The organism is Flavobacterium sp. GSB-24 (genome assembly GCF_027924665.1).
GTDB lineage: Bacteria > Bacteroidota > Bacteroidia > Flavobacteriales > Flavobacteriaceae > Flavobacterium.
On record NZ_AP027043.1, the window covers coordinates 5,075,543 to 5,087,651 of the forward strand.

Genomic DNA, 12,109 nt, shown 5'->3' on the forward strand with positions numbered 1-12,109 from the left:
GATGTGAGATGTGAGATGTGAGATGTGAGATGTTAGATGTTAGATGTGAAAAGACTGCTCTAACATCTCAAATCTCACATCTCACATTTTACATTTTACATTTTACATTTTACATTTTACATTTTACATTTAAAAAAAAACCGTCTATCCCTAAAAGAAACAGACGGTATCTACAATTAATATATAACCTTTATTACTACAAAATATAGTCGGTGTTAATAAAATTTGATTCTTTGCTGTTTAGCAATTCCTGCAGAATTTCATTATTATAATCGATATCTTTTGAAGCTACAAACGTACGAATTGAGAAAGAACGCAAAGCATCTGGAATACTTAATGTTCCTACAGCCGAATCTTTGCGGCCTGTAAACGGAAACGCATCTGGTCCTCTTTGGCAAGAACTGTTGAGGTTTACTCTACAAACTAAGTTTACCAAGGAATCAATAAGCGGGGCAAGCGTTTTTATATCTTTACCAAACAAACTCACCTGTTGTCCGTAGTTAGATTCTGCCATATCATTTAAAGGTTCTTTAATATCTTTGAATGAAAGTACAGGAACAACTGGTCCAAATTGTTCTTCGTGATAAACGCGCATTTCCTTGTTAACTGGATATAAAACCGCTGGAAAAATATAATTATCAGTATGCTTTCCTCCTTTTTCATTAATGATTTTCGCTCCTTTACTAGTTGCATCATCTATTAATCCCTGAATGTAACTTGGTTTTTCGGTTTCTGGAAGCGGTGTTAAAGAAACTCCTTTTTCCCAAGGATTTCCAAAAATTAAACTATCTACTTTTTCAGAAAAGCGTTTATTGAATTCTTCTCTAACAGATTCGTGAACATATAATACTTTTAAAGCCGTACAGCGTTGTCCGTTAAAAGATAAAGTTCCCGCAATACATTCTTGAATTGCCAAATCTAAGTCGGCATCTGGTAAAATAATCGCTGGATTTTTAGCTTCTAAACCTAAAATCAAACGCAGTCTATTTTTGTTTGGATGCTGATCTTGTAATGCAATCGCCGATTTACTATTTCCAATTAATGCCAAAACATCAATTTTTCCAGATTTCATAATTGGAGAAGCCACTTCACGTCCTCTGCCATAAACAATATTAATTACCCCTTTTGGGAAACTGCTTCTAAACGCTTCTAATAATGGTGTAATACATAAAACACCATGTTTAGCAGGTTTAAAAATCACTGTATTACCCATAATTAAAGCTGGGATCAACAATGAAAAAGTTTCATTCAGTGGATAATTGTAAGGTCCAAGACACAATACAACTCCAAGAGGTCCGCGGCGAATCATCGCGTTTACACCCTGTACTTTTTCGAAGTGCGAACTGCGTCCATTTAATTCTTTATAACTGGCAATAGTATCGTAAATATATTCTACCGTTCTGTCGAATTCTTTTTGTGAATCTCCAAGATTTTTTCCAATTTCCCACATCAAAAGTTTAACCACTTCTTCGCGGGTTTCCTTCATTTGTTTCACAAAATTTTCCATGCACTTAATGCGATCTGCTACTTTCATAGTCGGCCATAAGCCCTGACCCATATCGTATGCATTGGTTGCAGCTTCGACAACTTCCGCCGCTTCTTTTTCTCCCATAAAAGGAATAGATCCTAATAAAGTCGGCGAATATTTTTCTGTTGAAGAAATAGTAGAAAACACAGGTGTGGTTTGCCCTGTCCATTGTTTCAATTCTCCGTTTACAAGATAAGTATCTTGATTTATCAGCGTATTAATCTGATATTCTTCTGGTATAAAACTCATAATTTGGTTTGTTTAATGGTCTGGTAATTCTATTTTCAAAAGAAAAAAGAGGCCTTTATATGCCTCTTCTTCTTTTATGGTTGTACTGTTTCGCCTTCCCAATCCAGGATTCCGCCAAGCAGATTGTAGGCATTTTCGATACCTAGTTCGTTCATGATCTGACATGCTTTTGCACTTCTAGCTCCAGAACGGCAGTATACATAGTAATTTTTATTTTTGTCTAATTCTTCGATTTCGTAAATGAACCCCTGACCCTTATTGATGTCAATGTTTAAAGCATTTTCAATATAGCCGTCATTAAATTCGTCTTCAGTTCTTACGTCAAGTATAACTGCATTTTCGTCAGCTTCTAACTGAGCAACCCAATCTTCTTGTGATAAATTCATAATAAAATGTGTTTTTGTAAAATTACGACGTTTCTATTTATAAAAAACGTACCAAATGCGATTTCGATTATTATTCTCAGAAAACGTTTTAGAGAAAGTATTATAATCAGTGATTTACAAATTTACTTACTATTTTTAAAAATTCAGTCTACAAAATCGGTAGAAAATAGGATTTTTTCATTTCCGCTAAATACATCTTAAATCTAATTTTATGACAATGAATCCCAAATCAAACTATTATCTTTGCAAACAATTACAATTTTTAATCTCTTTTTGATAAAAATTTAGAAACCAAAAGTATCATCTGTCAGTTTGAGCAGAGTCGAAAACCGCAAACATCTCGACTCCGATCGAGGTGCTAAAATTATTATAGCAATGCAAAATTCCTTAAAAACCATATTTCCCAGTTTCTCCAACGAACTTATCGCTACTATAGAAGAAAACGGAAGCCTGCAGGATTTTGAAGCTGGAACAATACTAATGCGTATGGGGCAGTATATCAAAAATACCGCTTTAATAACCAAAGGAAAAATAAAGATTTATCGTCAAGGCGAAGATGGCGGCGAATTCCTAATGTATTATTTACAACCTGGCCAAGCCTGCGCCATTTCTATGATCTGCACCGCAAAAAGTGAGAAAAGCCAGATTATGGCGAAAGTTGTAGAAGACGTTTCTGTAATGATGATTCCGCTGCAGTTAATGGACAAATGGATGATGGAACACAGAAGCTGGTACGAATTTGTAATTGAAACCTATAGAAGCCGTTTTGAAGAAGTGCTGGAAGTGGTTGATAATATCGCTTTCCGTTCTATGGACGAACGTTTGGAATTTTACCTAAAAAGACATTCTGATGCCTGCGGCTGTTCTGAAGTCAATCTTTCACACCAAGAAATCGCAACCGAATTAAATACGTCGCGCGAAGTGATTTCTCGATTATTAAAAAAAATGGAACAACGCGGTCTGGTGAAACTAAACCGAAACCAGATTGAGTTATTAAACCCTAATTTCACGAATTAACACTAATTCCAATAATTTATTTCTTAAAACGATTGTCAGTTCGAGCGTCCCGAGGCTTCGGGAGAGAATGCACATAGCATTTCGACTTCACTCAATGTGACCAAATATTTTATTAGTATTAAACACATAGAAACATAGCTTTAGTAATTTTAAAAAAGGTTTTTCACTTTCATTACTGCACATAGGATTTAAAATTTATGCAGACAGAATAATCCGTGAAAATTTGTGAAATTCGTCTTTAAAATTCCTTCTGTGATAAATGTTACTGTAGGATTCTAATTTCCGAAGCAACTTTGCATTAAAAGAAATGCAATGGAATATTTAGGCTATTTTGCTTCAATCATAATCGGAATTTCGCTTGGCTTAATTGGCGGCGGCGGTTCTATTTTGACTATTCCTATTCTCGTTTATTTATTTCAAGTAAATCCAGATCAGGCAACTTCATATTCCCTATTTATTGTGGGATTAACGGCTTTATCAGGAAGTTACAGCCATTACAAAATGGGAAATCTCAAACTGAAATCGGCGTTGTATTTTGCAATTCCCTCTGTAATTTCCATTTTAATTATCCGCGAAGTAATTTTTCCTCAAATTGCCGCGACTTTATTTTCAGTTGCCTCTTATACGGTTTCAAAAGATTTTCTGATCATGATAATCTTTTCCATATTAATGATTACGGCAGCAATTTCGATGATTAAAAAAAATCAGCCTGAAATAAAAACAACAGAAACCAATTATTTGCAGCTTAGTTTAATTGGCTTTTTAGTGGGAATCGTCACGGGATTTCTTGGCGCTGGCGGTGGATTTTTAATTATTCCTGCGCTTCTTTTCTTTGCCAACTTACCAATGAAGCAGGCAGTCGGCACTTCATTATTAATTATCACAATTAATTCGTCAATAGGTTTCGCAGGCGATTTATATATCGGAACACCAATCAATTATACTTTTCTATTAAGCGTTTCGGCAATGGCTTTAATCGGAATGATTATTGGAAGCCAGCTTTCTAAAAAAATCGATGGTGCAAAACTCAAACCTCTTTTTGGATGGTTTGTACTTGTAATGGGAATTTACATTATTGCAAAAGAAGTTTGTTTTAACTTTTAAAATTTAAAACGGATTGCCAATCTGTTTAGATTTTTATTTAAATATTTTGAATTTAGTTTTACTTGTAGAGTAATCTTTGTCAAAGTTATACACTTTGACAAAGATGAAACTAAAAAGTGTATTTCTTAAATCTCTCCAAACCTCTCTTTATAGCGCTCAAGCTCATGTTCTGTTCGGTTGAGAAGTTTTTCCAGAAGTTTGATTTTGTCTTCGTAAAGCTCTTTTAAAACCGAAGAATTATCAGCATTTATCAAAATGCTTCCGTTGTTGTTTCCTGTTATTTTATTAAAATTGTTAAAGTATTTATCGTAATCAAAACTAATTATATCCTCTACACTGACATCTAAAATTCTTCCAATTTCAACCAATTTCTCGTAACTCAAAGAAGTCTTCCCTTTTTCAATTTTACTGTAACCTGCTTGTGTTACACCTAATCTTTCTGCCATATATTCCTGAGTATAATTCTTTAACTCTCTAATGTTTTTAATTTTGTTTTTAATTGTTGCGGCCATAATTTTTCTGATTTGGGGTCATGTATAGTTAAAACAGCCAGCCGTTGGTTAAACAGCGTAACTATACTTATTTTTGGGTATTCTAGTATTGCTTCATACTACTAATTTATGAAGCATTGTTTTTTCGTTAATTTTCTTTTTTGCAATAAATAACTACACATCAAAGCTCCCATTATGAAAACAAAATCATAATGGAAAATATCAATTACAAACATCCTTGAATTTTAAATTTAAGCGGTTCTTCCAATACTTCGCTCAAACTGAAGATCTAAAAAATGATCTATTTGTCTACTTATCAAAACCCGATCCTCTGCCTTGATTTTGGTTCTTATTTTATTTTTGTAAACATCCTTTACAAACACAAAATAGTTAAACTCCGTTTTTTCTCTAAACCAAGCGATTATAACAAGACTGTAACACAAAACTGCGGGAATAATGTAATACACATCTATTATATCAGAGAAAATCATGCAATAATAAGTAACAGCTGTAACGGCAATAAAAACACTATTTTCTAAAAAGTATTTTTTCTTTTTTTTCAGCAGTCCAATCTCTTTTATTTCATCAAATTGATACTGCCAATTTTTAGATTTGTAATGAAATCTAATCTTGTCGCGAAAAATTGTTAAAGACATAATTAATTAGTAGGTAAAAATAGATTTAAAAGTTATAGTAGAAATCATTTTTAAAGAATATTAGGGGAATAATTCTTAGATACGCAATATTAAGCATTAACTTCTTTTTTTTCCTACAATAGAAAATTATAGAATATAACTATAAGTTGTAATTAAATCTTTAATAATAATTTACCCCTTTTATTACTTATAAAATGTCCTGATTTAGGAGATTTATATTTTGGGCGTTTCCTCCGGCCGGGCTATCCGCTTGTATCTTTTCCTTGTTAAAGAAACAAGAAAAAGGATACCGCTCCTATCCCTAACGCAGACTCAGGTAAAATGATGTTTTTAGTTTTTGAAGATTTTTAACAATTGTCTCCATCTGGAGATAAAGAAATTTGAGTCTAGGCTTTAGCCAAACTTTTTATTTGGCTAAAGCATTCTCACCTTTCAATAAAAAAACCTCCAGTTAAAACTGGAGGCAATTCATATAATCAAATCATTAAAATTCGTGAATCAGCATTTATAAAAATCAATGCTCCCCATACCCAATATCATCCATTTTTCCGCTGAAAACACGATATTGAATAACAAAATAAACAATCACTAAAAATAGAGCGATAAAAAACCAGCTCAAACCAGCATTTAATCCGTATTCGTGAGCGGCAGTGTTATAAATCGTTAAGGACGGATTTACTTTGTTGGTTGAAGGCAGCACATTTGGGAAAATAGAAACCGCTGTTGAAGCAAATCCCCCGACTAAAAACAAAGTCGAAAACAGAAATCCGTGACCATCTTTTTTAAACGAACGAACTTTGAATAATCCTAAAATTCCAACAAAAGTCATTAAAGGAAAAAACCATAAAATCGGATTTTCAACAAAATTATGAAATGGTTTAGGTTCGATAAAATGCCAAATCTGCAATGAAATACAAACTAAAACCAGCAAAACAATATTCAAGGCAAAAACAACTTTTTTCAATTTCGGATTCAGAGATGAATTTGTTTTATAAATAATCCAGTTTGCCCCGTGAATCGTTAAAGCTACAGTGCTTACAATTCCTAAGAAAAGCGTAAACCAATCGATAATTCCCAGCTCATTGGCCTGCGGACTAAAAGTTGGATTCCACAAAGGCAGAAAGAAGTAATGTGCTTCCTGCGTAGAAACACCATTCTGCACCATTCCCAGATTGACGCCGCGAACAATATTTCCTAATGCAATTCCAAAAAACAAAGCCAAAAGCAAACTGGCAATTCCGAACGCTTTATCCCAAATACTTTCCCACATGGGATGATGCACCTGTCCGCGCATTTCTAACCCAATTGCACGAAAAATCAAAAGCCATAAAATCATAATCAACGGCAGATAAAATCCGCTGAAAGAAGAAGCATATAAAGTCGGAAATGCAAAGAACAAAACACCTCCGGCTGCAATCAGCCAAACCTCATTAGCATCCCAAAAAGGTCCAATTGAGTTTGTAATTACTTTTTTATCTCGCTCTGTATCTGCAAAAAACAAATGAATAATTCCTGCACCAAAATCGTAGCCGTCTAAAACCAGATAAACTGCCAGGATTCCCATTAAAACTACGTACCAAAAAAATTCCATACTTATATTTTTTCTGTTGAAAGTTCCACATGATGCGGTCCTTTATTGATAATTTTTCCAATTAAAAGTAAAAACAACATTCCGAGCAGCAAATACAATCCTATGAATCCAAGCAATGTAAACAAAGTATTTCCAGAAGAAACCGTTGGCGAAGCCCCTGCAGATGTTCTCAGTAAATTATAAACCAGCCAAGGCTGTCTTCCTAATTCGGCCGTGTACCAGCCTGTTGTGTTTGCGATATAGGGAAATGGCATCATGAACATTAGCGACCATAAAATCCATTTTGTTTGAAATAATTTTCCTCTAACCAATTGAAAAAGAGAAATTACCATTAAACCGATAAAAACCGTTCCAAGTCCAACCATAATATGATAAGCATAATACAATCCAGAAATATTGGTCGGATGCAGATCTTCTTCAAATTGATCTAAACCTTTAATTTCCTGATCCCAATTTCCGTAAGTCAGGAAACTCAAAATATTAGGAACCGCAATTTTATTATCTAGTTTTTTATCTTTTACATCGGGCTGACCAATTAAGACAATTTCAGAACCTCTTTTCTCGGTATGAAAAATTCCTTCCATTCCTGCAAAAGTCACCGGCTGGTATTTTACCACATTTTTTGCCAGTAAATCTCCAGTTGGCACAGCCACAATAATACTCGAAATCAATCCGAAAATTACTCCTGTTTTCAAGAACAATTTCCCAAAAGAAACATTCTTTTTACTCAAAATATAAAAAGCCCCGATTCCAGCCACAACAAAAGAACTTGTAACCAAAGAAGCGGCTTGATTATGAAGATAAGAAGGCCAAAGCCAAGGATTTAAAAATAAAGCTTTGAAATTGGTTAATACAAACTTTCCGTTTTCTAGAATTTCATAACCCACAGGATTCTGCATCCAAGAATGTGTGGCAATAATAAGATAACCACTTGCCCAAGAACCAATCATGATTAATACTCCAGTTACAAAATGCCATTTATGCCCGAGGAGTTTTTCTCCAAATAAAAATATTCCGAGAAACGAAGATTCGAGAAAGAAAGAAAACATTCCTTCCATCGCGAGCGTCTGCCCAATAATTCCACCTGTTAACTCAGAGAATTTTGCCCAGTTGGTTCCAAATTGAAACTCCATCGGAATTCCGGTAACAACGCCCATTGCAAAATTCAGGGCAAAGATTTTCATCCAGAAATGGGTGGCATGATTGTATTGTTCGTTATTGGTTTTTAAGTATTTCCATTTGAAGTAAACAATGATGAGCGAAAGGCCCATTGTAAGCTGAGGAAAAAGATAATGAAAAGTAATGGTGAAGGCAAATTGCATTCGATCATAAAAGAGCATTTCTTCCATAATAGGTAATTTGTTTATGAAGTTCCACAAATTTACCCATTAAAACCCGAATTACCCCCTAAAACAAGAGTTTATTTCTAAATTTTTGAACCATATAAGTGATATAAGTTTGATTTAGTTTTTGCGGTAATTTTTTTAAATTCATAAGTAAACGCTGCATCTTTGTCAAAGTTACCTCCAATTTATATTTACTTATATCACTTATATGGTTTTAAAAAAATCATTTCTTCAAAATCCCTTTTTCTACACTATCGTTAATCAAACCTTCAGCATAATTCCACAATGATTTTGAACCATTTTTAATTACGCTTTTCTTCTCATAAACCTTGTCATACTTCACGTCAAATTCTTTCCAAGTTCCACCATTGTTAGAGGTGTTTTGCAATAAAGGTTCTAGACGATCCATCGATTTTGCAAATTTAGCTTCATTGGTTTCACCAGCTTCAAATTCTTCCCAAATAGCAATAAATTCTTCAGCTTGGTTTTTAGGCAGTAAACCAAAGATTCGATTAGCAGCTAATCGTTCTTCATCTGTATTTAAATGATTTTTTACGGTGTCGTACATAAAAACGTCTCCAGCATCAATTTCGACAATGTCATGAATGAGAACCATTTTAACGACCTTCATAATATCAATCGGCTCATCTGAATGTTCTGCCAAAACAATTGCCATCAATGCCAAATGCCAGCTGTGTTCAGCATCATTTTCGCATCGGTCGCTGTTAAATAACTTTGTTTTACGCTGAATGTATTTTACTTTATCAATTTCTTTTATAAAAGCAATTTGATCTAATAAGTCTTTTGTGTTCATAGTAACTGAATATTTTTTTTCTTAAAATGACATTCGTCATATGCAAAATTAGAAGTAAAAGCTTAATTGCTCAACTTTAAATCACTTTATATAACCTGTATGATAAAATCAATATTATTTTTTAACAGAAATCAAATTTCTGTAACATTAGTCACCTATTTTCTGAGAAAACAGCAGTACATTTGTATCCCACATATTTTAGATTTCATATCATGAAAATAGAACAAATTTACACCGGATGTCTAGCACAAGGTGCTTATTATATTACTTCAGATGGCGAAGCGGCCATTATCGATCCGCTTAGAGAAATACAGCCTTACTTAGATCGTTTAGAACGTGATGCCGTAAAATTGAAATACATTTTTGAAACACATTTTCACGCCGATTTCGTTTCGGGCCACGTCGATTTAAGTAAAGAAACTGGAGCTCCAATCGTTTACGGACCAAACGCGGCTTGCGAATTTGACTGCATTTCTGCAAAAGACGGACAAGAATTTAAAATCGGAAAAGTGACTATTAAGGTATTGCACACTCCTGGGCATACTATGGAAAGCACTACTTTTTTATTGATTGATGAAAACGGAAAAGATCACGCTATTTTCTCTGGAGATACTTTATTTATTGGAGATGTCGGCCGTCCAGATTTAGCACAGAAAGCTGCTGGAATGACACAAGATCAATTGGCTGGAATTTTATTTCATTCTTTAAGAGATAAAATTATGACTCTGGCTGATGATGTAATTGTTTATCCTGCGCATGGCGCTGGAAGTGCCTGCGGAAAAAACATGAGTAAAGAAACTGTTTCGACAATCGGGAACCAAAAAGCAACAAATTATGCTTTGCGCGCCAATATGACCGAAGCTGAATTTATTGAAGAAGTAACGGATGGATTATTACCTCCTCCTGCCTATTTCAGCATGAACGTTGCCATGAATAAGCAAGGTTACGAAAGTTTTGAATCTGTTTTAAATAACGGAATGAAAGCTATAAAAGTTGAAGAATTTGAAGCTGTTGCAGAAGAAACGGGCGCTTTAATTTTGGATACCAGAAGTGCAGCCGATTTTAGCAAAGGATTTATTCCGCAGTCTATTAATATCGGAATTAATGGTGATTTTGCGCCGTGGGTTGGAACTTTAATTGCAAATGTAAAGCAACCTATTATATTAGTTACAGCTGATGGAATGGAAGAAGAAACCGTAACACGTTTAAGCCGTGTAGGTTTTGACACGATTATTGGACATTTAGAAGGTGGATTTGAAGCTTGGCAAAATGCAGGTTTTGAAACAGATACCGTAAACCGAATTACAGCTGAACAGTTTGCAAACGAAGTAAATATCGAGACAGATAAAATAATCGATATTCGTAAAGAAACAGAATACGCAGCCGAACATATTGAAGATGCTTACAGCAAACCTTTGGCTTATATTAATGACTGGGTAAAAGACATTAATCCCAATGAGCATTTTTATCTGCATTGCGCCGGCGGTTACCGCAGTATGATTGCTGCTTCTATTTTACAGGCACGCGGATTTAGAAATTTTTCTGAAGTTGAAGGCGGTTTTGGAGCCATTTCAAAAACAAATCTTCCAAAATCAGATTTTGTTTGTCAGAGTAAAGTATTAAAATAATTTAAAGATGCTGAGCTACTAAGATTCTAAGGTTCTAAGATTTTCAACCTTTAACTTAGTACCTTAGAATCTTAGCAACTTAGAACCTAAAAAATATGCTAGAAATCATCAAAGAACCATGGCCTTGGTATGTTGCAGGTCCGTTGATTGGATTGACTGTTCCAATTTTATTAATTATCGGAAATAAATCTTTCGGGATTAGTTCTTCTCTTCGTCATATTTGCGCGGCTTGTATTCCGTCAAATATTTCATTTTTTAAGTATGACTGGAAAAAAGAAAGCTGGAATTTATTTTTTGTTTTCGGAATATTTCTTGGCGGTGTAATTGCAGCTTACTTTTTATCGAATCCGAATCCGGTGCAGATTACTCCAGAACTTTCTGAACAATTAGCAGGTTACGGAATTACAGATCACACTGGTCTAGTTCCTTCACAATTATTTTCTTGGGAGAGTTTATTAACGCTTCGCGGATTTATTATGATTGTCGTGGGCGGATTTTTAGTTGGTTTCGGAACTCGTTATGCTGGCGGATGTACGAGTGGACACGCAATTATGGGATTATCAAACTTACAATGGCCTTCACTGGTAGCCACAATCTGTTTTATGATTGGCGGTTTTGTAATGTCCCTTTTGATTTTACCTTATATTCTTTCACTTTAAAATTTCAAAAATGAATAATTTAGAAAATAAAAATATGGATAGCGAAGGAATCAACGCAAGTCAGAAAAAAGAAAGCAGTCTATCAAACCTTAAATATTTAATCGTCGGAATCTTTTTCGGGATTGTATTTGTAAAAGCAGAGATTATCAGCTGGTTTCGTATTCAGGAAATGTTTCATCTGCAGTCTTTCTTTATGTATGGCGTAATTGGAAGCGCGGTTGCAGTAGGCGTTGTTTCTGTTTTCATCATTAAAAAATTCAATATCAAAACGCTTCAAGGCGAAAAAATCGAGATTCAGCCTAAAACTTTCAACAAAGGACAAATCTACGGCGGACTTATGTTCGGTTTTGGATGGGCGATTACTGGCGCTTGCCCAGGTCCGCTTTTCGCGCAGATTGGAACTGGCGCAACTGTAATCATCGTTACTTTATTAAGTGCTATTGCAGGAACTTGGTTTTATGGTTTGATTAAAGATAAACTTCCACATTAAGATTTTGTTTTTTCTTGTTTCAGATTTCAAATTTCAAGTTAACTTAACATAACACAAACCCGACAGGTTTTAAAAACCTGTCGGGTTTATTCTTTAAGAAAAGATTCATTCCGTAGGAATGTCTCGTTGGCAGAAAATTAAATGTGATTG

Annotated in this window: 12 protein-coding genes; 5 read left to right on the forward strand and 7 right to left on the reverse strand. The window is 34.4% G+C overall.

Annotated elements, in window-relative coordinates:
- Positions 1-196: 196 nt before the first annotated feature.
- On the reverse strand, positions 197-1,777 hold the full coding sequence (locus QMG60_RS21380; protein ID WP_281866355.1) for an NADP-dependent glyceraldehyde-3-phosphate dehydrogenase: 1,581 nt from the start codon (positions 1,775-1,777) through the stop codon (positions 197-199).
- Between the two features lie 74 nt (positions 1,778-1,851).
- Complete coding sequence (locus QMG60_RS21385; protein ID WP_057116775.1) at positions 1,852-2,163, reverse strand: rhodanese-like domain-containing protein; 312 nt, start codon at positions 2,161-2,163, stop codon at positions 1,852-1,854.
- 375 nt (positions 2,164-2,538) lie between these two features.
- Between QMG60_RS21385 and QMG60_RS21390 the strand changes: the two genes are divergently transcribed.
- Both QMG60_RS21390 and QMG60_RS21395 read left to right on the forward strand, forming a co-directional pair.
- On the forward strand, positions 2,539-3,180 hold the full coding sequence (locus QMG60_RS21390; RefSeq protein WP_281866356.1) for a Crp/Fnr family transcriptional regulator: 642 nt from the start codon (positions 2,539-2,541) through the stop codon (positions 3,178-3,180).
- 312 nt (positions 3,181-3,492) lie between these two features.
- Positions 3,493-4,284 carry a sulfite exporter TauE/SafE family protein gene (locus tag QMG60_RS21395; RefSeq protein WP_281866357.1) on the forward strand — a complete coding sequence of 264 codons (792 nt, stop codon included), beginning with the start codon at positions 3,493-3,495 and terminating at the stop codon, positions 4,282-4,284.
- A 125-nt stretch (positions 4,285-4,409) separates the two neighbouring features.
- Here the strand turns inward: QMG60_RS21395 and QMG60_RS21400 are convergent, their stop codons facing one another.
- The 5 genes from QMG60_RS21400 to QMG60_RS21420 all read right to left on the reverse strand — a co-directional run bounded on the left by QMG60_RS21400 (position 4,410) and on the right by QMG60_RS21420 (position 9,182).
- Positions 4,410-4,796, reverse strand: a complete 387-nt coding sequence (locus tag QMG60_RS21400; protein WP_134139862.1) for a helix-turn-helix transcriptional regulator — start codon at positions 4,794-4,796, stop codon at positions 4,410-4,412.
- 230 nt (positions 4,797-5,026) lie between these two features.
- Positions 5,027-5,431 carry a hypothetical protein gene (locus tag QMG60_RS21405; protein WP_057116778.1) on the reverse strand — a complete coding sequence of 135 codons (405 nt, stop codon included), beginning with the start codon at positions 5,429-5,431 and terminating at the stop codon, positions 5,027-5,029.
- Between the two features lie 514 nt (positions 5,432-5,945).
- Positions 5,946-7,022, reverse strand: coding sequence for a cytochrome d ubiquinol oxidase subunit II (cydB, locus tag QMG60_RS21410; RefSeq protein ID WP_281866358.1), 1,077 nt, complete (start codon positions 7,020-7,022; stop codon positions 5,946-5,948).
- 2 nt (positions 7,023-7,024) lie between these two features.
- Positions 7,025-8,371: a cytochrome ubiquinol oxidase subunit I gene (locus tag QMG60_RS21415; protein ID WP_281866359.1), complete on the reverse strand. Its 1,347-nt coding sequence runs from the start codon at positions 8,369-8,371 to the stop codon at positions 7,025-7,027.
- 220 nt (positions 8,372-8,591) lie between these two features.
- Positions 8,592-9,182, reverse strand: coding sequence for an HD domain-containing protein (locus tag QMG60_RS21420; protein ID WP_281866360.1), 591 nt, complete (start codon positions 9,180-9,182; stop codon positions 8,592-8,594).
- Positions 9,183-9,394: 212 nt separating this feature from the next.
- On the opposite strand from QMG60_RS21420, the gene QMG60_RS21425 reads away from it, so the two are divergent.
- The 3 genes from QMG60_RS21425 to QMG60_RS21435 all read left to right on the forward strand — a co-directional run bounded on the left by QMG60_RS21425 (position 9,395) and on the right by QMG60_RS21435 (position 11,959).
- Positions 9,395-10,810, forward strand: coding sequence for an MBL fold metallo-hydrolase (locus QMG60_RS21425; protein WP_281866361.1), 1,416 nt, complete (start codon positions 9,395-9,397; stop codon positions 10,808-10,810).
- 95 nt (positions 10,811-10,905) lie between these two features.
- Positions 10,906-11,469, forward strand: a complete 564-nt coding sequence (locus QMG60_RS21430) for a YeeE/YedE thiosulfate transporter family protein (protein WP_281866362.1) — start codon at positions 10,906-10,908, stop codon at positions 11,467-11,469.
- A 34-nt stretch (positions 11,470-11,503) separates the two neighbouring features.
- Positions 11,504-11,959: a DUF6691 family protein gene (locus QMG60_RS21435; RefSeq protein WP_281867945.1), complete on the forward strand. Its 456-nt coding sequence runs from the start codon at positions 11,504-11,506 to the stop codon at positions 11,957-11,959.
- The last annotated feature ends 150 nt before the right edge of the window (positions 11,960-12,109 follow it).